This is a genomic window from Variovorax palleresanus, from assembly GCF_051144945.1.
GTDB classification, from domain to species: domain Bacteria; phylum Pseudomonadota; class Gammaproteobacteria; order Burkholderiales; family Burkholderiaceae_C; genus Variovorax; species Variovorax paradoxus_S.
Map to the genome: position 1 here is coordinate 1,348,488 of NZ_JBJNVP010000002.1, position 26,759 is coordinate 1,375,246.

Annotated in this window: 26 protein-coding genes and 1 pseudogene; 13 read left to right on the plus strand and 14 right to left on the minus strand. The window is 61.8% G+C overall.

Going from position 1 to position 26,759, the window contains the following annotated elements; translation table 11 throughout:
• Positions 1–8: 8 nt before the first annotated feature.
• The 4 genes from ACJ7Z0_RS10085 to ACJ7Z0_RS10100 all read left to right on the plus strand — a co-directional run bounded on the left by ACJ7Z0_RS10085 (position 9) and on the right by ACJ7Z0_RS10100 (position 4,679).
• Positions 9–1,514, plus strand: a complete 1,506-nt coding sequence (locus ACJ7Z0_RS10085) for a sugar ABC transporter ATP-binding protein (protein WP_434789749.1) — start codon at positions 9–11, stop codon at positions 1,512–1,514.
• Positions 1,507–2,499: an ABC transporter permease gene (locus tag ACJ7Z0_RS10090; protein WP_434789750.1), complete on the plus strand. Its 993-nt coding sequence runs from the start codon at positions 1,507–1,509 to the stop codon at positions 2,497–2,499. Before ACJ7Z0_RS10085 ends, ACJ7Z0_RS10090 begins: the two co-directional genes overlap by 8 nt.
• Positions 2,496–3,545: an ABC transporter permease gene (locus ACJ7Z0_RS10095; protein WP_434789751.1), complete on the plus strand. Its 1,050-nt coding sequence runs from the start codon at positions 2,496–2,498 to the stop codon at positions 3,543–3,545. The genes ACJ7Z0_RS10090 and ACJ7Z0_RS10095 overlap by 4 nt, the downstream gene beginning before the upstream one ends.
• 126 nt (positions 3,546–3,671) lie before the next feature.
• The gene (locus ACJ7Z0_RS10100) at positions 3,672–4,679 is read left to right on the plus strand and encodes a helix-turn-helix transcriptional regulator (protein ID WP_434789752.1); all 1,008 of its coding nucleotides are present in this window, start codon (positions 3,672–3,674) and stop codon (positions 4,677–4,679) included.
• On the opposite strand, the gene ACJ7Z0_RS10105 is transcribed toward ACJ7Z0_RS10100, so the two are convergent.
• On the minus strand, positions 4,676–5,320 hold the full coding sequence (locus tag ACJ7Z0_RS10105) for a class II aldolase/adducin family protein (protein ID WP_434789753.1): 645 nt from the start codon (positions 5,318–5,320) through the stop codon (positions 4,676–4,678). The genes ACJ7Z0_RS10100 and ACJ7Z0_RS10105 overlap by 4 nt on opposite strands.
• 187 nt (positions 5,321–5,507) lie before the next feature.
• Between ACJ7Z0_RS10105 and ACJ7Z0_RS10110 the strand changes: the two genes are divergently transcribed.
• Positions 5,508–6,974 carry an FGGY family carbohydrate kinase gene (locus tag ACJ7Z0_RS10110; protein ID WP_434789754.1) on the plus strand — a complete coding sequence of 489 codons (1,467 nt, stop codon included), beginning with the start codon at positions 5,508–5,510 and terminating at the stop codon, positions 6,972–6,974.
• Here ACJ7Z0_RS10110 and ACJ7Z0_RS10115 read toward each other — a convergent pair.
• The 4 genes from ACJ7Z0_RS10115 to ACJ7Z0_RS10130 form a co-directional block, all read right to left on the minus strand.
• Positions 6,943–8,115, minus strand: a complete 1,173-nt coding sequence (locus tag ACJ7Z0_RS10115; RefSeq protein ID WP_434789755.1) for an MFS transporter — start codon at positions 8,113–8,115, stop codon at positions 6,943–6,945. The two genes, ACJ7Z0_RS10110 and ACJ7Z0_RS10115, sit on opposite strands and share 32 nt — an antisense overlap.
• A gap of 69 nt (positions 8,116–8,184) precedes the next feature.
• The gene (locus ACJ7Z0_RS10120) at positions 8,185–9,081 is read right to left on the minus strand and encodes a TorF family putative porin (RefSeq protein ID WP_434789756.1); all 897 of its coding nucleotides are present in this window, start codon (positions 9,079–9,081) and stop codon (positions 8,185–8,187) included.
• Positions 9,082–9,109: 28 nt separating this feature from the next.
• On the minus strand, positions 9,110–9,538 hold the full coding sequence (locus ACJ7Z0_RS10125) for a DUF2147 domain-containing protein (RefSeq protein WP_434789757.1): 429 nt from the start codon (positions 9,536–9,538) through the stop codon (positions 9,110–9,112).
• 194 nt (positions 9,539–9,732) lie between these two features.
• The gene (locus ACJ7Z0_RS10130; RefSeq protein ID WP_434789758.1) at positions 9,733–11,049 is read right to left on the minus strand and encodes an aminotransferase class III-fold pyridoxal phosphate-dependent enzyme; all 1,317 of its coding nucleotides are present in this window, start codon (positions 11,047–11,049) and stop codon (positions 9,733–9,735) included.
• A gap of 350 nt (positions 11,050–11,399) precedes the next feature.
• On the opposite strand from ACJ7Z0_RS10130, the gene ACJ7Z0_RS10135 reads away from it, so the two are divergent.
• Positions 11,400–12,095: a TetR/AcrR family transcriptional regulator gene (locus tag ACJ7Z0_RS10135; RefSeq protein WP_434789759.1), complete on the plus strand. Its 696-nt coding sequence runs from the start codon at positions 11,400–11,402 to the stop codon at positions 12,093–12,095.
• A 163-nt stretch (positions 12,096–12,258) separates the two neighbouring features.
• Here ACJ7Z0_RS10135 and ACJ7Z0_RS10140 read toward each other — a convergent pair whose 3' ends face one another.
• Positions 12,259–12,786 (minus strand): efflux RND transporter permease subunit, encoded by a 528-nt coding sequence (locus tag ACJ7Z0_RS10140; protein WP_434792641.1) that lies wholly within the window; start codon positions 12,784–12,786, stop codon positions 12,259–12,261.
• Between ACJ7Z0_RS10140 and ACJ7Z0_RS10145 the strand changes: the two genes are divergently transcribed.
• From ACJ7Z0_RS10145 to ACJ7Z0_RS10165, 5 genes are all read left to right on the plus strand, one after another.
• Positions 12,695–12,943, plus strand: a complete 249-nt coding sequence (locus ACJ7Z0_RS10145; protein ID WP_434789760.1) for a hypothetical protein — start codon at positions 12,695–12,697, stop codon at positions 12,941–12,943. The genes ACJ7Z0_RS10140 and ACJ7Z0_RS10145 overlap by 92 nt on opposite strands.
• A gap of 210 nt (positions 12,944–13,153) precedes the next feature.
• Positions 13,154–13,477 (plus strand): hypothetical protein, encoded by a 324-nt coding sequence (locus tag ACJ7Z0_RS10150; RefSeq protein ID WP_434789761.1) that lies wholly within the window; start codon positions 13,154–13,156, stop codon positions 13,475–13,477.
• Entirely contained in the window at positions 13,474–13,890 is a 417-nt protein-coding gene (locus ACJ7Z0_RS10155) for a c-type cytochrome (RefSeq protein ID WP_434789762.1), read from the plus strand. Before ACJ7Z0_RS10150 ends, ACJ7Z0_RS10155 begins: the two co-directional genes overlap by 4 nt.
• Entirely contained in the window at positions 13,887–15,326 is a 1,440-nt protein-coding gene (locus ACJ7Z0_RS10160; RefSeq protein ID WP_434789763.1) for a D-arabinono-1,4-lactone oxidase, read from the plus strand. The genes ACJ7Z0_RS10155 and ACJ7Z0_RS10160 overlap by 4 nt, the downstream gene beginning before the upstream one ends.
• Positions 15,323–16,600, plus strand: coding sequence for a DSD1 family PLP-dependent enzyme (locus ACJ7Z0_RS10165; RefSeq protein ID WP_434789764.1), 1,278 nt, complete (start codon positions 15,323–15,325; stop codon positions 16,598–16,600). Before ACJ7Z0_RS10160 ends, ACJ7Z0_RS10165 begins: the two co-directional genes overlap by 4 nt.
• 11 nt (positions 16,601–16,611) lie before the next feature.
• Here ACJ7Z0_RS10165 and ACJ7Z0_RS10170 read toward each other — a convergent pair.
• Together ACJ7Z0_RS10170 and ACJ7Z0_RS10175 are read right to left on the minus strand one after the other, a co-directional pair.
• Positions 16,612–17,329, minus strand: a pseudogene (locus ACJ7Z0_RS10170) (ATP-binding protein); the annotation flags it as partial.
• 395 nt (positions 17,330–17,724) lie between these two features.
• Positions 17,725–18,492, minus strand: coding sequence for a Crp/Fnr family transcriptional regulator (locus ACJ7Z0_RS10175; protein ID WP_434789765.1), 768 nt, complete (start codon positions 18,490–18,492; stop codon positions 17,725–17,727).
• 50 nt (positions 18,493–18,542) lie between these two features.
• Between ACJ7Z0_RS10175 and ACJ7Z0_RS10180 the strand changes: the two genes are divergently transcribed.
• Both ACJ7Z0_RS10180 and ACJ7Z0_RS10185 read left to right on the plus strand, forming a co-directional pair.
• A complete protein-coding gene (locus ACJ7Z0_RS10180; protein ID WP_434789766.1) occupies positions 18,543–19,298 on the plus strand; it encodes a class II aldolase/adducin family protein in 756 nt (251 codons plus the stop codon).
• A 55-nt stretch (positions 19,299–19,353) separates the two neighbouring features.
• Positions 19,354–19,656 (plus strand): SCP2 sterol-binding domain-containing protein, encoded by a 303-nt coding sequence (locus ACJ7Z0_RS10185; RefSeq protein WP_434789767.1) that lies wholly within the window; start codon positions 19,354–19,356, stop codon positions 19,654–19,656.
• Between the two features lie 92 nt (positions 19,657–19,748).
• Here ACJ7Z0_RS10185 and ACJ7Z0_RS10190 read toward each other — a convergent pair whose 3' ends face one another.
• From ACJ7Z0_RS10190 to ACJ7Z0_RS10215, 6 genes are all read right to left on the minus strand, one after another.
• Entirely contained in the window at positions 19,749–20,567 is an 819-nt protein-coding gene (locus tag ACJ7Z0_RS10190; RefSeq protein ID WP_434789768.1) for an SDR family oxidoreductase, read from the minus strand.
• A 52-nt stretch (positions 20,568–20,619) separates the two neighbouring features.
• Positions 20,620–21,471, minus strand: a complete 852-nt coding sequence (locus ACJ7Z0_RS10195) for an SMP-30/gluconolactonase/LRE family protein (protein WP_434789769.1) — start codon at positions 21,469–21,471, stop codon at positions 20,620–20,622.
• 38 nt (positions 21,472–21,509) lie between these two features.
• Positions 21,510–22,718, minus strand: a complete 1,209-nt coding sequence (locus tag ACJ7Z0_RS10200) for an NAD(P)/FAD-dependent oxidoreductase (protein ID WP_434789770.1) — start codon at positions 22,716–22,718, stop codon at positions 21,510–21,512.
• An 87-nt stretch (positions 22,719–22,805) separates the two neighbouring features.
• Complete coding sequence (locus tag ACJ7Z0_RS10205; protein ID WP_434789771.1) at positions 22,806–24,020, minus strand: MFS transporter; 1,215 nt, start codon at positions 24,018–24,020, stop codon at positions 22,806–22,808.
• Positions 24,021–24,066: 46 nt separating this feature from the next.
• Positions 24,067–25,569: a coniferyl aldehyde dehydrogenase gene (locus ACJ7Z0_RS10210; protein WP_434792642.1), complete on the minus strand. Its 1,503-nt coding sequence runs from the start codon at positions 25,567–25,569 to the stop codon at positions 24,067–24,069.
• Positions 25,541–26,677, minus strand: a complete 1,137-nt coding sequence (locus tag ACJ7Z0_RS10215) for an amino acid deaminase/aldolase (protein WP_434789772.1) — start codon at positions 26,675–26,677, stop codon at positions 25,541–25,543. Before ACJ7Z0_RS10215 ends, ACJ7Z0_RS10210 begins: the two co-directional genes overlap by 29 nt.
• Positions 26,678–26,759: the final 82 nt, after the last annotated feature.

The window sequence follows — 26,759 nt, forward strand, 5'->3', positions numbered from 1 at the left end:
AGAGCCCGATGCCCTCAATCGATTCGGACGAATCGCCATTTCTCTCGCTCAGCAACGTCAGCATAAGGTTCGGCGGCGTCGTGGCGTTGCGCAATGTCGCCTTCGAGGTCCGCCGCGGCGAGGTGCACTGCCTCGCCGGAGAGAACGGCAGCGGCAAGAGCACCCTGATCAAGATCGTTGCAGGGGTCTACCAGCCTCTCGATGGTGCCTCGGTCCGAGTCGATGGTCAACGGCATCCGCAGATCAGCCCGAGACTGGCGCAGCAACTAGGCATTCGAGTCATCTGGCAAGACCTCGCGCTCTTTCCGGAGATGACGGTCGCCGAGAACATTGCGATCGGAGAGTTCGTTGGCAAGAGGCCGGGCTTCGTGAGCCACGCTCGAATGCGGGACGTCGCCCGCGATGCGCTCGGCAGGCTTGGTGTCGAACTGGACCTGGACAGGTCACTGCGCAACCACCCGATTGCGCAGCGCCAGATCGTCGCGATCGCGCGCGCCCTCATCGGAGAGGCAAAGCTGATCTTCATGGACGAGCCAACGGCCTCGTTGACCCAATCCGAGACCGACTACCTCCTTGGCATCATCCGTGGACTTGCAGCGTCCGGCGTGGCGGTCGTGTTTGTGAGTCACCGCCTGGCTGAACTTCTCGAGATCGCGGACCGCATGACGGTCCTGAAGGACGGAGAACTTGTCGGCGTGTTCCCTACGAAGGGAATGACCCAGTCCGATGTCAGCCGCCTAATGACCGGGCATCCCCTGCAGCAGTTGCGTACGGCTCGGCGCGTGCCGGGTGGCCGCGCGGTCCTCGAGGTTTCCGGGCTCACGCGGCGCGGGGAGTTTGAAGACATTTCCTTCACGCTGGCCAAGGGCGAGACACTGGGGATCACTGGGCTCCTGGGCGCAGGGCGCACGGAACTCGCGCTAGCGCTCTTCGGTATGGCCCGGCCTGACAAGGGGGCGATCCGCCTCGACGGAGTCGAACTCAACCTGCGATCCAATCGCGATGCCATTCGCAGTGGCATCGCCTACCTCTCCGAGGACCGGCTCTCGCTCGGACTCATCCAGGTCCAGGCGATAGAGGACAACCTGGTGCTTGCGTCGCTGAAGAAAACTGTCAGGGGCCTGTTTCTGTCCATATTGCGCAAGCGCAGTGCCGTCTCATACTGGATCTCCCGCCTGCACATCAAATCCGGCGCATTCGGCAACGCAATCTCCAGCCTGTCGGGAGGAAACCAACAGCGCGTGGCAATCGCCAAGTGGCTGGCCACCGATCCAAGGATCCTGATCCTCGACTCGCCCACTGCGGGCGTGGATGTCGGTGCGCGTGCCGGCATCTTCGAGATTGTGGAGGAACTTGCCCAGTCGGGACTGGCGATCATCCTGATCTCAGACGAGGTATCTGAGATCCATGCGCATTCCGACCGGGTGCTCCACATGGCGCACGGGCGGCTCGTAGGCACCTACGACCCGTCGACGGTTTCACTCAAGGAACTTGAAGAGTCAATCTATGCGTAGGATCTTCGCCAACCACTCAAACGAACTGGCCCTCGTTGCCTTCATTGCCGTCATCAGCCTTTTTCTGTCGGCGACAACGAAGACCTTCTTTTCGCTCGGCAATGCGCTCGACCTGCTCAACATCAGCGCGGTGAACATCATCTTCGCCGTCGGGCTCCTGGTAGTCCTCGCGTCCGGAGGCGTCGACATATCTTTCAGCGTCGCGGCATCGGTCGCCCAGTACCTGACGGTCCTCGCCGTCGTGTCGCTCGGCCGACTGAACTGGCTGTGCGGCCTGCTCTTCGCGATCGGCTTCGGCATCACCTTGATGTCGATCAACGCGTTCCTAATACGACAGTTTCGCGTCATCTCGATCATCATCACTATCTCTACGTTCAACGTGTACTTCGGCCTTCTGATGTTCTTTACCAAGGGCCACTCCCTCTTCGATCTGCCCGGTTGGCTCGCCAAGACGGTCGTGGTCTTCGAACGCGAAGTCGAGGGCGGCGACTGGCTAGAGATCAAGCTTCCGGTGCTGGCAATGGTTGCATGCGTCGCCGCCACTTGGATACTGTTGACTCGCACGACAATCGGGCGCCAGATCTTCGCATTCGGCGACAACGCCGAGGCGGCGAATAGGCTTGGCATCAACATCCGCGCCATCCAATACTTTTCCTATGGATGGTTGGGAATGATGGCCGGGATTGCTGGACTGATGCAGATCCACTACACCAAGGAGGTCGTGCCCCAAGCCCTGGTGGGGCGTGAACTCGACGTACTGGCCGCGGTCGTCTTGGGCGGCGCCCGGCTCGGCGGCGGAAAAGGCAGCGTCTCGGGTTGCGTACTGGGCGTGCTGCTGATCGCAATCACGCAGAACGGATTAAACCTCATGGGCGTCTCCCCTTTCGCGTTTCAGATGGTTGCCGGACTCATCATCATTATTGCCATCACACTTTCCAGTCTCAAGCTCACGGCCCGGAAGCCGCTCAAAGGATTGCCATCGTGACCGCGCGCCAACACAAGCCCGTTTGGGCGGTCTCGACGGAAACCAAGACGCTGTCGGCGGCGCTCGCCGTAGCGATAGTGACCTTCGCGCTAATCGAGCCGCAGTTCTTGTCTCTCCGCGTGGTGCAATCCGCCGCGTTCCAGCTGCCCGAATTGGGAATCCTCACTCTCGCGATGCTACTGCCCACCCTCACGGGCGGTTTGAATCTCGCCATTACCTACACCGCCAACATTGCGGCCTTGTTCGTCGCCTGGATCGTTCTAATCAACGGCGGCACAGACGCAGGCGTCGGTGTCTTCGCCGTCGCCTGCGTTCTGGCACTGCTCGTTGGAGGCGCGTGTGGTGCAATCATGGGCAGTTCCATTTCGCTCACCGGCGCGCATCCGATCCTGGTCTCGCTCGCGATGATGATCTTCCTGAGGGGCGTAGGAGAGTTCTTGACCAAGGGCGGGGACATGTCCGTCCTTCCCCAATTTGTCAGTCACCTGGGACAAGGCAGCCTCTGGGGCATACCGATCCCGGCGATGCTCCTGCTCGCATGCCTGGTCGGCACCCACGTCTTCTTGGGCCGCACTCGCCTTGGCTTCTATACCTACATGGCCGGCTCCAACATCGAGGCGACGCGTTATGCGGGCGTGAATACGCGCTTCGTCATCGTCGCCGCCTACGCGCTTTCGGGAGTGTTGTCCGCCATCGCCGGCATCGTGATGATGACCCGCTTCAACTCGGTGCGGGTGGGCCACGGGGAATCCTATCTGCTGATCACCATCCTCGCGTGCTTCCTAGGAAACGTGGATCCGCACGGCGGATTCGGAAGAGTGCTGCCGGTGGCAATCGCTTTGTTGCTGCTCCAGGTCCTGACGTCCGGAGCCAATGCTATCGGCGCGAATCAGCATCTCGCGACGGCTTTCTGGGGCATGCTGCTCATCGTCGTGATGGGGGTGCGCTGGCTGGCTTCCGCGTTCTCCGAGCGCCGCGCTAAGCGGTCGTTCAAGCGGGCGCAATCGTTGGCGGTCGGGCCAGCGCGGATCGTGCCACCGGCGTAGCGGCCTGCAACCCCCGAGGAGGGGCGCATTCGGCCGTCGCGTATCATTCAGCGCGCCTGGCGGGCCTCGCCGCTACCGCGGGGATCGCCCTCGTTTTCCAATGCCGACCGGAGGGTCCAGCATCCTATGACTGAAGCGAAGCCGCGTCGCACCACCATCTACGACCTCTCCAAGCGCCTGGGAATTTCTGCGCCGACTATTAGCGTGGTGCTCAACGGTACTTGGCAGAAGCGCCGTATCTCACGGGAAACCGCCGAGATCGTGTTGAGGCACGCAAGCAAGATCGATTACATGCCGAACCGCCAGGCGCAGTCGCTGAGAGGCAGCGCCGGGACAATGGTGGGACTGCTGATCCCGACGCACGACAGCCGGTTCTTCGCCACTGTTGCGCGCGCCTTCGAGGAGCGGGTGCGTCAGAGCGGACGTTGTCCTGTCGTGGTCAGCGCCGCGCGCGACCCGGTGCGGGAAAGGGAGACGACCAAGACCCTCATCTCCTACTCGATTGGCGCGTTGGTCGTCTGCGGCGCGACCGATCCTGACGGGGTCCACGACATATGCGAGAAGTTCGGCGTCCCGCACGTCAACATCGATCTGCCCGGCAAGCGCGCAATGTCCATCGTGAGTGACAACGTCCTCGCGGGAACCAGCCTCACGGACGCTGTCCTCGAGCGCCTGCTCGCGAAGGGGGAATTGCAGGCTGCCGATATCCATTTCGTCGGCGGCTTGAGCAATTTGGCAACGAGAGACCGAATCAAGGGCTTCAAGCAGTCCATGGTCAGCCGCCGCATGAAGCCGAAAGCCGACGCGATCCAGACCATTGGCTATGACGCGGCCATCGCCGAAGCGAACTTCGCAGCGCTGTACGGCCAGGGCAAGAACGTACCGAAAGGACTGTTGATTGACGGCCTTCCTGTCTTCGAGGGGTTTTGCCGATTCGCCCGTGCTCATTCGGTTGCCGCCGAAAGCGTGGTTGTCGGCTGCTTCGACTACGACCCCTTCGCGTCTTTCTGCTCGTTCGAGACTTTCATGATCCGTCAGGATGCCCGGCGCATGGTCGACATGGCCATGGATGCCCTCGAATCCGAAAACGTCCAGGCGGGCATCCACTATGTGACGCCAGAACTGGTCTGCTAGGCCCCGTACTTGTTCCTGTTGATCTGCGCGAAGAAAGCTTCCCAGTCGGCCTTGGTCAGAATGCGCGGCTCGCCCAGCGAGCGCGAGAGAATGTACTGCCGACAGACGATCTCGAGCCGGTGCGTCAGCTTGATCGCCTCGTTCATGTCCTGGCCGCGTGCCGTCATGCCGTGGTTGCTCATCAAGCAGGCGGACGTCGTGCGCAGCGCCCCCGCAACGTCTTCAGCCAACTGCGAGCTGCCGAACGTCGAATAAGGGACGCAGGGGACTTCCTCGCCGCCGAACAGTCCCACCAAGTAATGGAACCCAGGCAACGGCTTGCAATGACAGGCCACAGCTACGCAATTGTCCGAGTGCGTATGGACCACCGCATTTGTCTCTGGGTTGTCGCGGTAAATCGCTGCATGTAGCTGCCACTCGCTCGATGGACGCAGCTGCGCGCGCCATTCACCAGCGGTGCTTACGTAGACGACGTTCTCCACGGAGATATCAGACCCGTTGGCGCCGGCGGGCGAGATCAACATCCCGTCGCCGAAACGGACACTGAGATTGCCGGAAGAGAGCTCCGTCAGACCTAGATCGACCACTCTCTTGTACGAAGCCACGAGGTCGGCTCTCGCGGCTTTTTCTGTCTCTTCCATTCATTTTCCTTGGTGGAACCAGATATTTGAACAATCGGTTGTTCTAGTTTATTCCCGCCTCATCTTCTTTGTCAAATTACCAAATTACTTCCACGATTGATCTTTCAAAAGCAATCCGTTAGAGTTGAACAATCGGTTGTTCAATTTCTCATCGTAATCGCAAGGATGACAATCGGGGAGCGAAGGAATGGCGGCGATAGCAGTGCTGGACATAGGGAAGACCACGCTCAAGCTTGGGATCTATGCGTCGACTGGAGCGAAGCTCGCTAGCTTCGAAGCCCCGAATCGACCAATACCCGGCGTCTTCTATCTGGAGCCCGATCACCGGGAAACCTGGGAGTTTTTCCTTGCGTCCCTCGCAAGATCGCAGGCTTCACAACCGATATCCGACATCATCGTCAGCACCCACGGCTCGTCAGGCTACCTCGTGAATGAGGATGGGACCTGGACGCCTCTTCCTGACTATGAAAGCGCCATGCCACACGCTGTGCAGGAGGCATACATTGCAGAATCGGACGGACTCGAGGAGCGCGGCAGTGGAATAAGTCCCGGATCGGGGCATCTTGCAAGACAGCTGTTCTGGGTCGAGCGGATCACGCCAAACGCGCTGCTCAAAGCGATTGCGATCCTTCCCGCCGCGCAATTCTGGGCGTGGCGCCTGTCGGGCGTCATGGCGACGGAGCTGACAGCCCTGTCTGCACAAACTCATCTGTGGAATGCTCACGAGGATCGCTTCACATCCCTGGTGTACCGGCGTGGGTGGCAGCGCCTGATGCCCGCGGTCAGGCACGCTGGAGACGTGCTCGGCAAGATCGAAGCGCGGCTTGCCACGTTGATCGGCGTTGGCCTCGACACGCGTGTCCATTGCGGCGTTCACGACAGCACCGCCAATTTCTTCCGATACCAGAGTTCCGGCTACGAGGATTTCACCTTGCTCTCTAGCGGGACGTGGCTCGTGTCCATGAGCGACATGGTCCCAGTCCTGGCCCAAGTCCGTCGCGACTACACAGTTCACGTATCCGCGAGCCGTACTCCCTTCTGGAGCGTCCGGATCATGGCTGGAAGAGACTTCGACACGTTGAGCCACCATGCTCGCGATTGCATCGACCTCGACCGAGTAAACGGAGTGCTCAACTCCGGAGTCTTCGCGCTTCCGAGCTTTGGTCCCGTGGAGGGGTTCTTGAAGGGTTCGGGTGGACGCGGGGAAATGGTGGGAGCGCCTCGCGAAGGCGCGATCGACCGTGCCGCACTCGCACTCGTCTACTACGCCCTGCTCGCTGACCTGTCGCTCGACACGTATCCGGATCGTGGCGACATCGTCGTCGACGGCAACATCACTGCGCAGGAAAGCCTTGGCTCCTTGATCGCCGCGATGCGCGAGGGGCGCCGCGTGCTCTTCTCTTCGGCGAAGGACGGGACGCTCATCGGCGCTGCATACCTGGCGGGCGCTCGACCTTCGTCGCCTCCGTTGATGCACGAGCACCGGCATGACGGTATCGACCTACGAGCCCTGCAGTCCTACCGAACAGCGTGGCGTGCTCAAGTGCTCGAGCGATATCCGGACGCGACGCCATTTGTAACAGCCAAACGGCTTGACGGCGGAGATCAATGTGACGAGTGGCTCAGGTTGACGTCCCGCCAACACGAGATCTGACCCTGTCGTTGGGTAAGAAGGCAAGTGCCGCCACCGCAAATCCTGCGCTGATCAATGGGACTGAGCCAACGTTGTCACCATGCACGGACAGGGAGGCGACGAGCGGCCCGAATGCGCTTCCTAGCAATTGCAACGCAGGAACGACCATGGCCACCCGTCCAGTCGGATCCACGCGAAAAGCGAGGCTGATCTGGAATGGCAGCAAGAAGATAGCTGCGAATCCGAAGGTGCCGCATGCCAACACGAACTGAACACTGCTCCCTGGCACAAGGCAGTAGACAACAAACCCAGCTGCCCCGATCACAAGCGTACCGCTGAGCAGCATCAGCACGTCACGCACGAAACGCACTGCCCACGTCGCTGCACAGCAGCCAAGCAACTGCATGAACAGCGACATGGAAACCACTGACTGTGCGTCCTTCGACGCGAACCCGATTGCGTGGCCAAGGGCTTCGAGGTATGCCCAGAATGACCCGATCGCCGCCAGCTGGAGGAAGACAACGATCAAAGCCGAGGCTTCTAGCCTCGACCAGAAGAAACTCGATGCGGGATCGCGTTCCAAGGGAAACATGTGAGTCGGCAACATCCGGACCAATGCGCAGGGAATCAAGGACAGGCAAGCCAGAAGTATGAATCCGCCCCTCCAACCTGCGAGTGGAATCACGGCTGACGCCAGCACGGCAGCTACGGTCGCCTGTGCTGCCGTTTGGGCGATAAAATACAGGCCGCCGATGCGGCTTGGGTTTTCGGACCGGACGATCACGTTGGTGATTCCCCAGATCAGAAGGCCCTCCGACAGGCCTGCCGCCGCGCGCACCGTCGTCAGGCCGGAATCCCCCATACAGAAGATCGTAGCAGCGTCCAGCGATGCGGTCATAACCGATGCCACGACAATACTGCGTCTGAGGTGCTGCAATGGAAGTAGCGCATTTCCAATGACTACGCCGATGCCAATCGCGATGATCTCGGCCATTGCCACGAGGCCCACCCCCTCCATTGAGACATTGCCTGAGTTGGCAAGCTCTCCCAAAAGTATGGGCTGCAAGCCGGCGATCAGAACAGCAATCGAACCGATGATTACCGCGGCGACTATCTGCAGTGTGTTGATCTTCCCGACATTGAGGTCTTGATGCGTTTGCATAGCGGTTTCAAAGTTAGTTTTGGCTGTCGGAAGTGACATACGCGCGCAGGCAGTGCTGCAGATGGTTAGTCAGAAGCTACGTGAGACGGAAAGAACGACTGCGCTTCTGTCTAGACGGCGGGTGCGATCACCGTCCTGCACCAGGTACAGCTCGACTGCCTTGGTTCTTGTTGTGACCCAGTCGACGTTCCACTCATAACCCCACCGCTTGTGCGTCAGGCCGATGCGATAGTCGGTGAAATTGCCCTCAGAGAAATTTGCCATGCGCTGATGACCGGCATGCAGGTTGAGAACGGTCGTCGAGGTGAGCTCGTACTTGTAGTCAAGATCAAGCAGCAAGGTCCCCCTGGTGCCATGGTTGCCTCGACCATAACAGGAGGCCGCGGCTTGCGGATCTGCGGAAAATTGCAGAATGCTTCCGCACACACCACCTGTATCGGCCCCCCGATAGGTGCGCGACAGCACGTTGAAAACGCGGGCTTCGAACGCGCCGTAACCTACCTCCAGGAGTGCGAAGTTCGTGTTGTAGTTGCTCGTTCGGAAGTCGCCGGGCGTGGAGCTTCCAGCGTCGTACGACTGCGGCGCACTGAACTTCGCTCCGGGAAAGACTTCCGCCGCCAACCCAACTCCGAAGTGCCAGCCGTCGGGGTTGCCAAATCGGTACCCGCCGGCGAATGTTGCGCTAACGCCGTTGCCTTCGGGGAACTGCTTCTTGTTGACCGTTGCAAAGTCGGCGAAGACGACAAAGCCTGATGCATGCGCCGCTTGCACGCTGAGCCGTGCAGCGGGGCCCTTCAGTGAATCTGAAATCCCCCGATTGCGGGAATCGGAGGTGAATGTCACCTTCGTGTCGATCGCAAAGCTGGCTACACCGTCGTCTTCCGACTCAGCCGCAAATGATGCAGTTGCATAGACAAGAAGAATTACGCCCAATGCGGGGGGCGAGGTAAAGTTGGTCGTCATCATGGTTATGTCTGGGTACCTTGATGAACACCTACGACTTGCACGCGGGTGCTGAGGGCATTGCCAGCACCTTTGAAAGTCGCTCCGTTTGGCCCAGTATTTCGGTCCCGACAAACGCGCGAATCCTCATCTCGTCAGTCTTGACGCGCACTGTCCCTTTGTACTTTTTCTCGTCCCGGGGGTCGTAGATCCAACCGTCTCGCCATGCTTCGTTCTCATACCGACTGAGCTGTGCAATGCGAACACCGCAGGTGTCCTTTTCTTTGCCGGCATCGACGTCCCAGACAATTTTTCCGCAGAGCGCTCCGGGCTTGTCGGGACAATCCCTGAACTCGACGATGGCATCTTTCTGCTCGGTCAGCCAAAGCCCTTGGGCGTCTTCTGGGCTTGCGGCCGCGTTGCCGAGTGAGGCTGCCGAAATGAGTGCCAGGGCCAGTGAGAAGTGATAGCGATGATTCATGACATCTATTCCTCGGAAACTCGATTGAGTAGGTGTTATTCGGCTTGTCACACGCCGAAGATCGCTGGTGCAAGCCTGAAAATTCAGATGCCGCACGAGGGCGAGCGGGCATGGATTGAACTGGCAGACGAGCCCGACGGGCTCGCTTGCCATCAAACAGAAACCAGGATGCGACGTTCTTCGGTGGCTCGCGCTCAGGCCGGTTGAACGGCCCCGGGGTAGTTGTGAGCTGCCGCGAGCTGCATTAGCGGGGCGAGGCGCGAGGCCGGCGGTATGGCGTTGCGATCACGCGCGATCGCAGCGAATGCCTCGTCCGTGACGGCGAGCGTCTGTGTGATGACGCTTTGGTCGTGCGCCACCGAGAAGTACATGTTGTGCCATGGGTGCAAATAGACCCCGCGCTGTACGCAGGCCGTTACCCAGGCATAGCCGACGCGGAAGTCAGGGTCGTCTTCAAACAAGACTTGAGGGATTTGCGCCGGGCCGGTTTGGCGCAGGCCGAACCCGTGTGAGACTGCCTGCTGACGAAGACCCTCACGAAGCGCCTCTGCGGAGGCTTTGAGTTTTTCGAGGTAGTCCGTGTCTCGGATCTGCTTGAGCGTTGCAACCGCTGCGGCCATCGGCACCGACGAAAACCAGAAGGATCCAGTGACGAAGATGCTGGCGGCGGCGGCGCGGATGCGCTCTGATCCGAGCAGCGCGGAGATGGGATGCCCGTTCGCAAAGCACTTTCCCCAGCAGCTGAGGTCGGGTTGAATGCCGATGAGCGACCAGCTGCAGTCGCGCGCCAAGCGAAAACCTGCGCGTACGTCGTCGACCACAAGCAATGCGCCGGTCTCGTCGCAGAGCTTGCGTGCGGTAGTCGCGTATTCAAGATCTGGGCTTTCTTGATCGCGAAAACTGTCGTGCCGGAAGGGCGTGGCGTATACCGCCGCCACCTGGCCTTCGTTGGCCTTGAATGCGTCCACCAAACTCTGAGCGTTGTTGTACTCGTAGTAGACGATGCTGGCTCGATCTTCCGGCAACGTGCCGATCTTGAACAGCTCAGGCACACACCAAGGCGCTGCACCGTGGTAGGCGCCCCGCGCAGCAAGAATGACGCGCTTGCCCGTGTGTGCACGGGCCACGACCATGGCCATGCTTGTTGCGTCCGTTCCGTTCTTGCAAAACATGGCCCAAGCCGAGTGCGAGACCATCGACACGAACAGTTCGGCCAGCTCGATCATTACTTCACTTGGACCGGTCGTCGTGTCTCCGAGCTTGCGCTGCGCGTCCGCGGCGGCCTCGACCACTGGGTGGTTGTAGCCCAGCAGGTTCGGTCCCCAGGCACACATGTAGTCGATGTACTCGTTGCCGTCGTAGTCCCAAATTCTCGCGCCTTGCGCGCGATGGATGAACTGAGGGAACTCCTCGGGAAGTAGCGCCGTCGAGAGATGGCCGTACATGCCGCCGGGAATCACTTGATGAGCGCGCTCGCGTAGCGCGAGTTCGCGCTTGTTGTTGCCAACCATATCGAATCCTTCTGTGGTTTAGAAATCTGCTCAGCCGGATCGCCAAGCGCCAAATAACCAATATTTATCTGGTTATGAGAGGTGCAATGCATGTTCCGTGCCGGGATTTTTCAACCATTCGGAGGCATTGGAAGTGGCTTTTTTGGTGCAACAACCTCAACATTTCTGCGGTTCTCGCCCAAAACGGTGCCGCAGATCGGTGCGCAAGAGCTGCATCCGCATCAGCTGCATAATTTGTATATTTATCGGGGTAGCGCGGATGGCTCGTTGAGAGCGGGAAGATGTGTTGCCGTGCATGTAGCGCCGCAGCGTTGGCGTCAAGGTGACCCGCTGCTCTAAGGTCAGAGGCCATGAAAATCAAGGATTCGACAAAAACCAATGTGAGTGCCGCGCGAGGCACGCTCAGCGCACCGAAGCGCCCCAAGCAAGAGCGCGGCATCGCGAGGTTCAACAAACTGCTTGACGCTGCAGACACGCTGTTGGCGACGCACGAACTGGATGAAGTGGGGCTTTACCAGATCGCACAGGAAGCTGGCGCGCCTCCCGCATCGGTCTACCATTTCTTCCCGTCCCCTCAGGCCGTTCTCATTGCCCTGGCTGAGCGGTATCACCAAAAGGTTGCCGACGTGAGCCTCTATGTCGAGCCGGGCAGCAGCCCGACGTGGCAGGAGCTTTTGAGACAGCGCTTGTCGTCAACAGTAAAGATATTCAACCACCATCCGACGATGCAGAAGCTGTTCCTGGGCAGCCACGCGAACCACGAAATGGCGTCTTCCGAGGTTGGCTTCAACGAGATGCTCGCTCAGCGCTTTGTTTCGTTCTACGACCAGTTCTTCCACATGCCGGTCATCACAGGTATCGAGCAGAAGTTTTTGGTGATGTTGACACTGCTGGATGCAGTCATGAGGTTGTCCTATGCCAAGCACCGCACCATCACTGCGGAGTTTGAAGCTGAAGCAGCACTGGCTGCCATCGCCTACTGCCGTACCTTTTTGCCGGAAGTAATCGAGTTGCGCGCGGCGAAGCGGGCAGTTGATCCTCGTTGAAGTGGCGCTCCTAGGGTCCTATTCGTGGGGAGGCGGATAGAGCTGGGCTACGGCCCGAATCAGAGAAAAAGCCAGGCCGCAACCAATGTCAGCGACCCCGCATAGAGGCCGCCCTTGTCGTGCAGCCATCTGAAGAATGGCGTGGGCATTGATTGACCGATTTTCATTCGGCCCGCGCCCGCTCATCAGCCAACCGACAACTCCGAGCGCCCGCACGCGAGGCGAACAGCAGGTCATAGAGCACTGGAATCAGCCCAAGCGTGACTAGGGTGCCGACCGCCAGGCCGCCGATCATCGTGATCGCTATGCCCGTCCACAATGGCCCGCCGAACAGCATCAGCGGCACCAAGCCGACGATGCAGGTCAGCTTGGTCATCACGATCGGCCGCAGGCGCTTCACAGCCGCGGCGACGACGGCCTCCCTGCGCTCCAGGCTCTTATGCAACTCTACTTCGATGCGCTCCAGCAGCACCGCGTTGTTGACGATGATCCCGGCCAGCGCAAGAAGGCCGAATGTGGCCATGAAGCCGAATGGGTAGCCCGTGAGCAAGAGCGCCAGCGCCGCGCCGATCAGCACGAATGGCACGCTGGCCATCACGATGAACAGCTTGCGAAATGAGTTGAACTGCCAGATGAACAGCAGCAGGATCGCTCCCAGCGCGTGCGGAAAGTACTGCAGCAGCGGCCTGATTGGCCTGCTCGGCGTCCTCGATTTCGCCGCCCAGTTCGATGCGATAGCCGGCAGGCAGCTTGAGCGCCGCGACCGTGCCGGACAACTTCGCCACGATGTCGTTGGCGGTCAGGCCGGGGTTGTGTCTGTTGATTTCCATCTGGAAGTGACCCCCTAGGGTCAGAGATCGGCGGAATCCAACACACCAAATTCCGGCGCATTGGGCTCAACACCCGTGCGATGTGCATCAGCATCAATAGTAGATATTAATCGATTTCCCTAATGCGAAAACGCGCCTTGCTGGCTACGATTTCCATGGAACACGATAAATATCGCATTTAAGAAGCCAGGCCCTCAAAAATTCGGCGCAGGAACGATCAACTTCAGCATGGAAAAAGGAGTCCGGATGGTTTGGAACAACCCGCGCAACAACGCCCTGCAGAAGCGCGCGCAGCGCTTGATCCCGGGTGGCATGTATAGCCGCATGCCGACCGGGCCGCTGCCACACGAATTCCCGCAGTTTTTCCAGCGCGGCAAGGGTTGCCGCATCTGGGACGTCGACGGCAACGAGTACATCGATTTCATGTGCGCCTTCGCGCCTGAACCTGCTGGGCTACAACGATCCGCAGGTCGATGCCGCCGCTGCCCAGCAGAAGCTGGGCGGATGCGCTCAACGGCCCCAGCAACGAAGCACAAGAGGAGACACGAATGACGATCCGTTGGATGTTTTCCGCGGCATGGCCGCGACGCCGAAGTACCAGACCGCGCGTCGCTCTGCTGGCCATGCTGCTGGCGGTCTCGGCCTGCGGCGAGGGACCCGTACCTGCACTCTCTGCGCTGGACATCCGGCAGGCGGAATCGCTGCGACCCGCGTCGGCCGATCTGCGTGCGCGCTACGAGCGATCGTGCATGGCCTGCCACACGTCCATCGACGCGAAGGCGCCGCTGACCGGTGCCGTCGCGCAATGGAAGCCCCGCTTGGACAAGGGCATAGACCTGCTGGTGAAGCATGCAATGGAAGGCTTCAATGCCATGCCGCCCCGGGGACTGTGCGCGGATTGCGATGAGGCCCATATGCGCGCGCTGATCGTATTCATGAGCCAGGGAAAGGAGGCACTGCCATGAATCCCGTGTCCCGACGAGATCGAGGAAGCCGCCGCACGGTGCTGAAAGCCGGCGCCGGCATCGCGGTGGCCACCGCGCTGGCCGGCCGGGGCGTTGAAGCCCGGGCGGCCGAGACAGCAGCCGCGGCAACGACAACCGAGCCCCCGATGCCGACGCCAAAGGTAGGCTGGACGAACTGGTCCGGCATCCAGCGCTGCACGCCCAAGGCCTTCGAAACCCCGAGCGACGAGGCTGAACTGGCCGAGGTGCTGCGCAAGGCCGGCTCGGCCGGAGTGCGCTGCGTCGGCGCCGGCCATTCGTTCACCGCACTGGTGCCCACCGGCGCCACACTGGTTTCGCTCGACCGCATGTCTGAGATCGCGACCGTCGACGTGCAGGCGCAGACCGTGACGCTGCAGGCTGGCGCACGCCTGGCGCTGCTGTCGCGCCAGCTCGACACACAGGGCTTCGGTCTGCGCAACCTGCCGGACATCGACACGCAGTCTTTCGCGGGCGCCATCGCAACCGCCACGCACGGCACCGGCAAGACGCTTCCCGCACTGCACGCCGACGTCCTCGCGCTGCGGCTCATGACGCCCAACGGCGAGGTGCTCGAATGCAGCGGGCAGCGCAACCCCGAACTGCTTGCCGCCGCACGCGTGTCGCTCGGCAGCCTGGGCGTCATCACGCAGGCCACGGTGCGCGTGGTGCCGGCCTTCAATCTGCATCGCCGGGTGTTCCTGCGACCGCTGCAGACGATGCTGGATGAAGCGCCCGCGCTGGCGCAGAAGCACCGCAACTTCGAGTTCTACTACCTGCCCCACACCGGCTATGCCGCCGGCATCGTCAACGATTTGTATGCCGGCACCGACACCGTGCAGTCGCCTTCGGCCGACGAGGACATGCTGCGCGATCTGCGCCGCCTGCGCGACTGGCTCGGCTGGTTTCCGCAGCTGCGCCGCTGGGTGGCCGCCAAGCTAATCGACGCCGACCAGACCGAGGAGGCAAAGAACCGCTCGTGGAAGCTGCTCTCGACCCAGCGAGCCACCAAGTTCAACGAGACCGAATGCCATGTGCCCCAGGCCGATGGGCTCGCCTGTGTGCGCGAGGTGATCGCCGCGCTGGAACGGCGCAACGACGTGTTTTTTCCGCTCGAATTCCGCTTCGTACAGGCCGACGACGCATGGCTGAGCCCCTTCCACCGGCGCGACAGCTGCTCGATCGGAGTGCATGCGGCCCAAGGCGAGCCCTACGACTACCTGCTGTCGGAAATCGGTCCAATCTTCCGCAGGTACCAGGGTCGCCCGCACTGGGGCAAGCTGCACGACCTCGGCCCCGCGCAACTGGCCGCGCTATACCCGAATTGGAACGATTTCCTGGCGCTGCGTGCGCAACTCGATCCCGATGGGCGCATGCTCAACCCCTATCTGCGTCAACTGTTCGGAGTGAATGCATGAGCCGCCGAAAGATCGTGCTGGGCACCCTGGGTGTGGCCGCCGTGGGGGCCTTCGCACTGCGCCCCGGCGACAACGGAGCGCCGTATGACGACTACTTCGGCGCGCTCAACGAAGAGTTGAAGAAGAACGGCCCGATGCGCCCCTGCATGGTCGTCGACCTCGATCGCATGGACCGCAACCTCGACCTTGTGATGCGCAGCCTCAGGCAAGGCGGCAAGCACTACCGCATCGTCGAGAAGTCGCTGCCTTCGCACGCGCTGATCGACTACGTCGCGAAGCGCTCGGGCACGAAGCGGCTGATGTCGTTTCACCAGCCCTTTCTGAACATCGATGCGCAGATTTTTCCGAGCTTCGACATTCTCATGGGCAAGCCGTTGCCCGTGGCATCGGCGGCCCTGTTTTACAGGCAGCACACGGGCCCCTTCGATCCGTCGCGGCAGCTGCAGTGGCTGCTCGACACGCCCGAACGGCTGCGGCAGTACCTCTCGCTCGCCAAGGGGTTGGGCACGAAGATGCGCATCAACATCGAGATCGACGTGGGCCTGCACCGCGGTGGCATCGCCGACAACGCCACGCTGGGCCGCATGCTCGACCTCGTCGTGGCCAACCCGCAGCAACTGGAGTTCTCGGGCTTCATGGGCTACGACGCGCACGTGGGTTTCGGTGTGCCGAAGCAGTTGGGCTCGCCCCAGGAACTGCTGGCCAAGGCGATGGCGATCTACCAGGGCTTTGTCGACCATGTGCGCAGGTATTACCCGTCGCTGTGGAACGACGGTCTCACGCTCAACACTGGCGGCAGCCCAAGCTACAAGCTTCACGAGACTGAGAAGCTGAGCACCGAAGTCAGCACCGGCACGGCCCTGCTCAAGCCCACACACTACGATATCGACACGCTGGCCGCGCATGTGCCGGCCGCCTTCATCGCCACGCCAGTCATCAAGGCCGGGGGGCCGGTGATGATCCCGGCACTCGACGGCAAGTCGAAAATCTTCTCGTGGTGGGACGTGAACCAGCGCGAGACCTTCTATGTCTATGGCGGCTACTGGCTGGCCAAATACGAGTCGCCGAAGGGGCTGCAGTTCAACGGCATCCTGGGACACAGCGCGAACCAGGAGAACGTCACCGGCTCGTCGGCGGTGGGCCTGAAGGTGGACGACCAAGTGTTTCTGCGTCCGGTTATTGTCGAGGGCGTACTGCTGCAGTTCGGCGACCTCGTCACGCTACGCGGCGGCAAGATCCAGGATCACTGGCCGGTGTATCAACAAACGGGATGAAAGTCATCGAAGGCCCCCTTGAAACAAGACATGCGACGGATCTGGACGGTGCAGTCGCGCTCGAACAGGTGCACGATGTTGCCATGCGTGTCGCCGAGGATCTGCAATTCGACGTGGCGTGCTCGCTGCACCAGCTTCTCGAAGTACACCTCGTCGTTGCCGAAGGCCGCTAGTGCTTCGCGGCGGGCGGCAGCCAATGCGTCTTCAAGCTCGCTCTCGTGGTGAATGGCTCGCATGCCGCGGCCGCCGCCGCCCCAACTGGCCCTGAGCATTACCGGGTAGCCGACTTCGTCCGCAAGGCTCTTGCATTCCGCGATGTAGCAGTAGCGGTTCGGTGGCGGGCATCACTGGCACCCCGGCCGCCACTGCGGCGTTGCGCGCAGCCACCTTGTTGCCCAGGGTGCGTATCACCTCGGGGCTGGGGCCGACCCAGTGGATGTCGGCGTCAATCACGGCTTGCGCGAACTCGGGGTTCTCGGACAGGAAGCCATACCCTGGGTGGATGGCATCTACCTTGGCGGCGCGCGCCACGCGCAGGATATCGTCGATGCCAAGGTATGCCGCCAGTGCCTTCTTACCCTCACCGACCAGGTAGCTCTCGTCGGCTTTGAATCGATGCAGTGCCAACCGGTCCTCGCGTGAGTAGATCGCGAGCGTCGCAAGCGCGAACCTTGAACGACGCGGAACACAGGAGAATTCGAAGTCGCCCTCGGGCGACGTTCCTGACATTAAGGGGGCATGCGCTCAGCACGAGTCACAGCGATTGATCAGTCCCAATGTGCTGTGGTCAGTTTTGATGCAGAGGCCGGCGATTCGGCTAGCAGTGATAAAAGCCGCGCAAGGCCATGGGCTACCTGGCTTGGCGTCATTGGAATGCTCCGGGAACGATCATGTCACGCACTGCAGCATTGGCGAGACCGGCAATGCACTCGTTCGCAGGCTGCTGACCGATTCGGCGTGCCGCTTCAAGGCTTGCATCGGGTAGGCCCAGCGGCGCCAGGAGGCGCTGAGTGAGTAGATCTGTGCTGAGAGGCAAAACTGCGCTTGGCGCGGCGACTTTCCACATGGTTCCGAAGCAGTTACACCGGTGTTCTTGCGGGCGTGAAGCAAATGCTGACCACAGGTCAACTCGCACCAGCCGTCTCCCGCAGCTTCGCAATGGATGTGATCTCGATGCGGCCGTATTGCTGGTGGATCGAACCAGTTGCCGCGAGCCACCGAAGCTCTTTGGCCACGGTCTGCCTCGTGATACCGAGCATTGCAGCGAGCGTTTCATGAGATACCTGCACGGCTGACCGCGCCTGCGTCGGGGCTATCGATGAGACATCGCCCTGCGCCAAGTGCAACAGCCGGCGAGCGACCTGTGCACGCATAGATCTCAGCATCGCATCCTCGACCGCGCTGTAGAGTCGGTGCACGCGTCCGGCCAGCAACAACGCGATGGCTGTGGAGAAGGCGGCATGCTGCATCAGGCCTGCGAACGCGATGGATGGCACTGTCAATACCAGCGAAGAGTCCACTGCCATGACGTCGTGGGATCGTCGGGAGCCATCGAGCAGCGACGCCTCGCCGAACCAGTTTCCGGCGTCGAGGAATGAGAGAACCGCTTCCCGCCCGTCCTCGCACAGGGTCGAGACCTTAAGCGTCCCTCCCATCACTCCGTAGAAGGCACGCGGTGGATCGCCGCGCCGGCATAGGATCTCTCCCGGCCGCAGACGCAGTACCTGCCCAGCCTGCAGCAGTTCGTTGCGATCCTCGATGGGCAGCGAACTGAACCAACGGTTGCCCGCCATCTGCTTCATCAGAGCCGGGTCGGTCAGCATCCCCACTCCCACCTTGTTGTCAAAGGCAGCGAAAGCCCGTGAATTGTCGATTTCTTGACTGTGTTGCATCGACCGCGCCTGTACCGTGTATGTCTATTCCATGACTGCAGGAAATTCCAATGAACATCCCATCGCTTAAAGAGACTGTGAGCACCGAGGAATGGCAGCTGCGCTGCGATCTGGCGGCTTGCTACCGATTGGTCGCTCACTATGGCTGGTCCGATCTCGTCTTTACGCACATCAGCGCGCGCCTCCCAGGGCCAGAGCATCACTTCCTGATCAACCCTTATGGCTTGTTGTTCGACGAAGTCACCGCTTCGTCGCTCGTCCTCGTGGACCAGGAAGGCAACAAGGTCCGCGAGTCGCCCTTCCCGGTCAATCGCGCCGGTTTCGTGATCCACAGCGCGATTCATTCGGTGCGCGAAGACGTCCAATGTGTCTTGCATACGCATACGCGCGCAGGCGTGGCCGTCAGCGCCCAGCGTGGCGGAGTTCTTCCCGTCTCGCAGCAGTCGACGTTCGTCCTTGCTGCGCTCGGCTATCACGACTATGAGGGCGTGGCCCTGCACGACGAAGAGAAGCCCCGCCTGCAGGATGACCTCGGTGGGGGTAGCTTCCTTATGCTGCGCAATCACGGCCTGCTCACAGTGGGGGCCACCATTGCGGACGCCTTTCTCGCTATGTATGTGTTCGAAATCACTTGCCAAATCCAGTTGTCCGCGCAGGCCGGTGGAGAACTCATCACAGTGGACCCGAAGATCATCGCTGGCGTGGCTCATGCGTCGCGCGTGCAGACCGGCGGCATGGGGGGCGGCTTTGTTTGGCCGGCACTGCTGCGCCGCCTCGAACGCACCGACCCGACCTACAACACTTGACCACACGATCCAGCTCCCGCTACCAACCACAATCATCTTTCATCAAATCATCATCATGAAATACCTCGAAGAAGTGACATCGAAGTTCAGGTCAGCCATTGCGGCTGGCCCCACGCCCGACAAGAGCCTCAGGATCAACCTGAAGGACACCGGCGTCGTCGTGGTCAACGGCTCGTCCGTGACGAATGATGACGTACAGGCGGACACCACCATCACAATCTCCCGCAAGGACTTCGAAGGCCTGGTGGCCGGCAAGTTGAAAGCTCCGGTCGCATTCATGCAGGGCAAGATCAAGATCCAAGGCGATCCAACGGCTGCGCTGCAGTGGCTACCCGTCATCCAGCGCACAGCCACCTGAACAGAACGTGGGCGCATCCGTACGGATCGCGCCACTCACGTTCACGTCAGAAGGCCCCGGCGCCGATGCGTCAGGGGCCTCTCAGCATCGCCTCAAGCCGAGGTCGCTTGACGCGCCGCCAACTGAGCATCGCGGCCGATCATCTCCATCTGGTCGATCAGGCCGCGCAGCTTCTTGGCGTCAGTACCGAGCAAGCGCACCGCACGAGCCTGCTCCGGCGGCATGAAGACCTCGAGCGCCTTGCGCTTGACGGCACGCATGATGGTCTCGGCAACGAACTCCGGTGTGACTGGTTCGCTCGCAAACGCTAGTGCGGTCGCGTCGTCGTTCTTCTCCTGCTCCAGCATCGGCGTTTGTGTTGACGTGGGGTGAACGATAGTGAAGTCGATGGGTCCGCGGCGCTCTTCGAGGGCGAGGGCGTGATGGAATGCACGCAGCGCATGCTTCGACGCCCCGTAGCTCGCGATGCCGGGGAACGGGAGGAACGCCGTCATGCTGCACACAGTGACCATGTGACCGTGGCCCTGCTCACGGAAGCGTCGCATCGTGGCCAGCATGCCTGTCACTGGACCCATGAAATTGGTGTCCATGGTGTGCTGGTGCAATTCAATCGACACGTCGCGCGCATTGCCTGTGTGCACGATGGCTGCGTTGTTCACCAACACGTCGAGGGGACCAAAGCGCTGCTCGGTGGCGTCCAGCGCCTGCTCCCAAGCCTGCGGAGAGCGGATGTCCAGCGCGACAGAGCAAGCGCGGTCACCCAACGGTGCCGCCATCGCCTTGGCCCCGCGCAGGTTGATGTCGGCCAGCATCACTTGGTGACCCTGCTCGATGGCCAACCTTGCGAAGGCAGCACCAATGCCGCTAGCTGCGCCGGTCACCAAAAAAATCCTCGGCTTTTTGACTTTCATGCTTCGATCTTTCAGTACAAGTGAACTGATGTGGGGAGTTGGACGACGGCGCTCAAGCCTGGCCTGCGCCAGGCACTTCCACACGCGTCGCCAGGATGCGCGCCGTGCGGTTGCTGCGGCACACTGCCGGATCGGTGCTGTCTGCGGTGCAGATGTAGAGCGTCTTGCGGTCTTCGCCGCCGAGCATGCAGGCAGCGGCCAACTGCCCGGTAGGAATGCGTTCGACCACCTCGCCGCCCTCACGCATGCGCAGCACTTCGGACGTGTACGGCGATGCGGCCCAGATAAGGCCCTCCGCGTCGAGGCAGATGCCATCCGGTACCGCGCCGCTGGGCAGTTCAGCCCATTCGCGCCGGTTGGACAAGGTCCCATCCGCCGCGAGGTCGAACGCGGTGAGGCAGGCTGCTCCGCTCTCTCCGACGATGAGGGTCTTGCCGTCGGCGGTAATCACCATGCCGTTAGGAAAGTACGTCTCTTCTTCGGCGATGTGCACGGTCCCGTCCGGATCGACGCGCGCCAACACCGCCGGGCAGGGATCCTCGGGCGGATATAGCGAGAAGCCAAAGTTGCCGACGAACGCCACGCCGTCCTCACGGACGAGCATGTCGTTTGCGAGGCCTGTGGCAATGGCAGACAGATCGGCGTGCACCACGAAGTTTCCGTCCCCTTCGCACCGCAGCACTCTCTTGTCTTCCATCGAGACGACGAGCATGCGGCCGTCGGGCAGCCATCCAATGCCTGACACCGGGCCGGGGAACGTCGCGATCGTCTCGCGACGACCGTCTGGCATCAGCCGTGCCACTTCGTTTGCATGGATGTCAGAGAAATAGAGTGCACCGTCATGCCAGCGCGGGCTCTCGCCGAAGGCGAGGTTCTCAAGGATCGTTTCGAGTTTGCGGGTCATGGCATTACCTTTGGTTTCATCGTGTGTTGAAGCCGCGATCAGGCGGCGTAGTAGTTGGCATAGAGACGGCCGGTTTGCTTGATCATCTCGGTGTCGCACAAGTTGGCGGCGAAGCGGGCAGGGTTCATGCTCGAGAGGTCCATCGGTGCCTGCCCAGTCACGATCCAATGGGCTAGCAACTCGCCCAGCACAGGTGAGATCGAGAATCCATCGATATCGCGTCCGCCGAGCACGTACAAGCCCTTCACACTCGGTGCCGGGCCGAAAATGTGATCGCAGTCGACTGTCGTGGTCGTCAGGTCGCTGCGGCATTCCCGCAGCGCGATGTCGCGCAGGACAGGGAACTGGCCGTGGATGCGGCCAACCAGTGCACGCGCTGCAGAGAGGTCGGCCTGCAGGTGCTCGCCGCTCAGATTGCGCAGCGCCTCTCCCGGCCCAAGTTGCCGGGGCAGGTCCTCGTAGCCGCCAAACATCAGGCCGCCTTGATCCGAACGCACGTAGGCGTTGGCATCCAGAATGTGCACGACCGGTTGCGGTGATACCGCCTGGGGCAGCGACACGCTGATCATCATGTGGTGCAGCCTGGCTACTTCCGGTACGCACGCGCCTGCCAAGCCAGCCACCAACCGCAACCAGCCACCCGCTGCATCGACAACGGCAGTGGTGCGGATCTCGCCGCGGCCTGTCACTACGCGAGAGACGACGCCGCTCTCCACGACGAGCTCATGTACCTCAGTGTTCGGCAACAACATCGCGCCGCGCCGCGCCGCAGCCCGGGCATAGGCCGGCGCCAGTTGCGCCGGCTCTGTATATATGTCCTTGCGCGCAAAGCCGACCGCGAGGATGCCCTGCGTCTCGAGCAGCGGCATCATTGCGCGGGCTTCCTGAGGTGAGATTTCCTTGACGTCGAGGCCAAGGTATTGGGCTCTCTCTGTGGCACCGCGCATCAGCGAAGCATGCTCAGGCGTACGAGCCAGGGTGAGGCTCCCCGCCTGGATGAACTCCAGCGGCTCGCCGGTTTCCTCGGTGAACCGTTCGAACTTCTCGATGGCGCGCCCACCCAGTACCGTCATCATCTCCGTACTGCGAACCTGCCTAGTGAGCCCGGCGGCGCGTGATGACATCTGCGAGCCGATCTCGGCCTTGTCCACGAGCGCAACATTGCGCCCTTCGCTTGCCAGGTAGAAAGCGGTGCTGGAACCGAGCGGACCCGATCCGATGACCACCACATCGACGTTATCGGTCATTCGATTCACTCATGATTGAGACACGATCGGCAAGCCCACTTTCAACAGCTCGCAAGACAGAGGGATGGACAGATCGACGCCATCGCCTCACCGCGGGGCCACAGGAGTGTCGAGCTCGTGCGGACGGGGGCGGCACGCTTCACCCGTCTCATGAGCGGTGGCGCTTCGAAGTGCTAGCCAGACAAATGGCGCGGCGGCCATGACGGCGGCACACATGGCATAGGCGAACTTCATGCCGCCCAGTTCGCTGAACGCGGAGCCTGCCAGCACCGTGCCGCCCCCTGCCCCCAGGAACGTGATCACGACGCTTCGGGACACGAGGGAACCGTCCGTATCGACCTCGGAAAGCATGCCAGTGAGGAACGGGATCACGACGAACAGTGACGCGTTGATCACGACCTGACTCACGAGATACCACAGCGGGCCTGCCGAGCTGAAGAAGGCTACCAATGACGCAACCATCACGAGCTGCGAGGTCCAGATGATCGACAGGCGATGCGGGCGACTGGCCGATTGCGACGGAACGACGGCCCCAATGAATCCGAGCAGCGACGACAACGACAACAGGATGCCGATCATTGAGCCCGACAGGCCGACGCGTGCACCCACGATGCCAGCGACCGCCCATTGCGAGGCCTGGATGCCGTAGAGCAGAACGATGACGATCCAGACGGCCAGCACCAGCTTCAACGGTGCCTTAGCACCGGACCCGGTCGCGTGAGCCGGGCGCTGATGGAGGGCGAACTCTCCAATGTGCCTGAGCGCGAGCACCGCGGCCACCATCAGGCCAGCCAGCAGTAGGAAGATCCATCGTGACAGTACGGCCTCGGGCAAGAAGGAGATGCCCACCAGGATGGCTCCGTCCAGGATGCCGGCGGCCAAGTTGATCTGCCCCCACAAGCGGTCGGTGGACGCGCGGTGCGCGACGCTGGCAGCAACGACAACAAACAGCATGCCCTCGAACAGGCCGGCCAGTCCGCGTGCAATGCTAAGCACTTCCACGTTGGGCGCCAAAGCACTGGCCGCCTGCGCCAGCACCGCTCCGATCAGGCCGAGTCGTGAGAAGGTGTGAGCTCCCCGGGCAATCCACCGCGGGAACAACGCGCAGCTGACAGCGATGCCGAATATCTCGATTCCCGCGATCTGCGTGGCGGCACTGTCGGTCAGGCCGAAACGCGTCGTTACCGCAGAGACGATGAATGGCGTGAGGATCATGCCGTTGATGGCCACCGCGTAGGCGAGCGCAAGCCTCAGTACAGCGGCTGTCGAGAGGTCGGAACGATGTGCAGTGGTGTTGTCCATAGGGGTGGTTTGCGTAGCGGGCCGCCGCGAAGATCTTGCTGGAGACTTAGTTGCCGAGGAACAATCGGGCGACAAACCGGGACAGCTTCCCGTAGGGCGCAGCGACAAGGTCGGACTTGTTGAATGGGCTGAGCGTCATCACACCGCGGGCGTGCGAGAGGCGAATGAAGCCGTCGCGGCCGTGATACGCGCCGGTGCCACTCTCGCCGACACCACCGAACGGCAGGTCCTCCTGGGTGGCATGCAGCAGCGTGCCGTTGACGGTCACGCCACCTGAGCGCGTGTTGTCGAGCACGGCGTCAATGGCACGATGGTCGTTCGAGAAGCAGTACAGCGCCAACGGCTTGGGGCGGGCATTGATGAGCTCGATGGCTTGCTGGATGTCGCGGTATCCGATCACGGGCAGGATGGGGCCAAAGATTTCCTCGCGCATCGCCATGGCGTTGGTCGGCACACCAAGCAGGACCGTGGGCGGCACCTTGCGCTCACCGGCAGCGCGGGTGTCATCATGCTGCAGCACGCGCGCACCTGCGCTTCGGGCGTCTTCGATCATGTCGACCAGCCGACGGTGGTGCCGATCCGAGATGACCGAGGTGTAATCCGCATTTCCGGCAACGCGGGGGTACATCTCTGCAGCCGCTTCGAGGAATGCCTTGGCGAAGGCGTCGACCTGGTCCTCTGGCGCGAGAACGTAGTCTGGCGCGACGCAGCTCTGCCCGCCGTTGAACAGCTTGCCGATCGCGATCAGGCGGGCTGCCTTCTTCAGAGGGTAGTCGCGGCACACTACCACCGGCGATTTGCCGCCCAGTTCCAGCGTCACGGGCGTAAGGTTCGCGGAGGCGGCAGTCATCACGCTGCGTCCGACCGAGGTCGAACCCGTGAAGAACAGGTGATCGAAGGGGAGAGTCGAAAAGCGACCGGCCACATCGGACCCGCCGAGGATCACGGCGACTCGGTCTTCCGGGAAAATTTTCGACAGGAGCGCAGCCAGAAGCTTCGAGGTGCTGGGTGTCAGCTCAGAGGGCTTGATCATGACCCGGTTGCCGGCGGCCAGCGCTTCGACGAGTGGCACGAGCGTCAGGGTCAGCGGATAGTTCCAGGGCGCGAGCACTCCCACCACGCCCAACGGCTGGTAGACAATGCGCGCGCTGGCTGGGCGGAACGCCATGCCTACGCTGCGGCGCACCGGCTTCATCCATCCCTTCAGGTGCTTGCGCGCATGCTTGATCGAGTTGAGCACCGGCATGATTTCGCCGAAATCTGTCTCGGCGGAGGAGCGGTTGCCGAAGTCGGCGCAGATGCTTGCCGCCAACTCATGGCGATGCTGTTTCACCGACCCGAACAGGGCCTCCAGAGCGGCCATTCGCTCCTGGTAGGTGGGGGCACCTTGCTGCTGGACGGCCGCACGCTGCAGCGCAAAGATGCGGCAAGCCTCGTCCTGAGCCTCGGCGGTGTGATGGAGGGACATCATGGCAGACATGGGGTTGTTCCGTTCTGTTGTGGTTGAGCCGTGCGGGAGTTCAGAAGAAGCACTGCCCGTCGCCGCGATAGGTGGGCACTCGGCCTACGATGGCTCCGTCTTCAATGAGCACGAGTTCATTGAAGCGCTCGCAGAGTTCACCTGCCTTCGCATGGCGGAACAGCACCGGATCGCCGATCTCCAGTCGTACTCCGGGGGGCAGCACCACCGGCGTCTGCACCTCACCGGCGCCCTCGTTGTCGAGCAGACTGCAGCCGGCGGGCAGCCAAGGCTGCGGCAACCGATTCCTACCCGCCGGCCCCGAAGCGCAATAACCGCCGCCCGAACATGTCACCATTCCCGGTTTCGGCATGCGCGTAACCGCTAGCGCGAAGCCGGCCGCCGGCTGCGCACGGAACGCGGCGTAGTGGTCGAATAGCGTGGGCACGTAAAGCCCTGAGCCGGCCGCCAGCTCGGTCACGCTCGTGTCCTGGAGCGTGCTCTCGAAGCTGCCGGTGCCGCCGCCGTTGACGAAGCGCAAACGGTGCCCTGCCTGGCCAAGCGCCGCCACGGTGTCGCGCCGACGCGCATTCACCTCGGCCATCGAGCGGCGCTTCAGGTACCGAACGATGCGGTTCTTCAAGCCCTGGCCGGGCTCGTCGTCCATCAAGCCGGCAATCTGGCCTTCGTAGCCCATCAGGCCGTCAAGCCGCACGCCCGGACGCCGGGCGATCTCCCCGGCCAGGGCCACCGCGGATGCCGGACCATTCACCGGCGAGCGAAACGGGCCGAAGTGGATACCAGGGTAGTCGGACGACATGTCCAAATCGATGGACAGCGGGAGCGTCACCTGTTCGGTCTGCGCAATCGCGGCAAGCTTCTCTACCTGCTCAACGCCGTCGACCATCAGCGTGATGCTGCGCCCGGCTCGCACCTGGGCGGCCACGGCGTGCACGTCCGCCGGCTCCACCGAGGGATAGGCCACGACCAAGTCGTCGAAGCCCTGGCTGGCCAGCCAGGCCGCTTCGCCGGCCGAATAGCAAAGCAGCCCCTGGAACAGGGGATCCGTAGCCAGCACTCGGCGGATGATGCCCACGGAGCGGATCGACTTGGTGACCAGGCGGATGGGCACACCACCGGCACGCTGACGTAGCAGCGTCAGGTTGGCGCCGAAGGCATCCAGGTCGACAAAGGCCACCGGCAGCCTCTCACCGGCTAGCGCGCTGCGAAAGTAGGCATGGTCCCGCACGGGGGGGCGGCCGGCCAATGGTCTGCCGTTG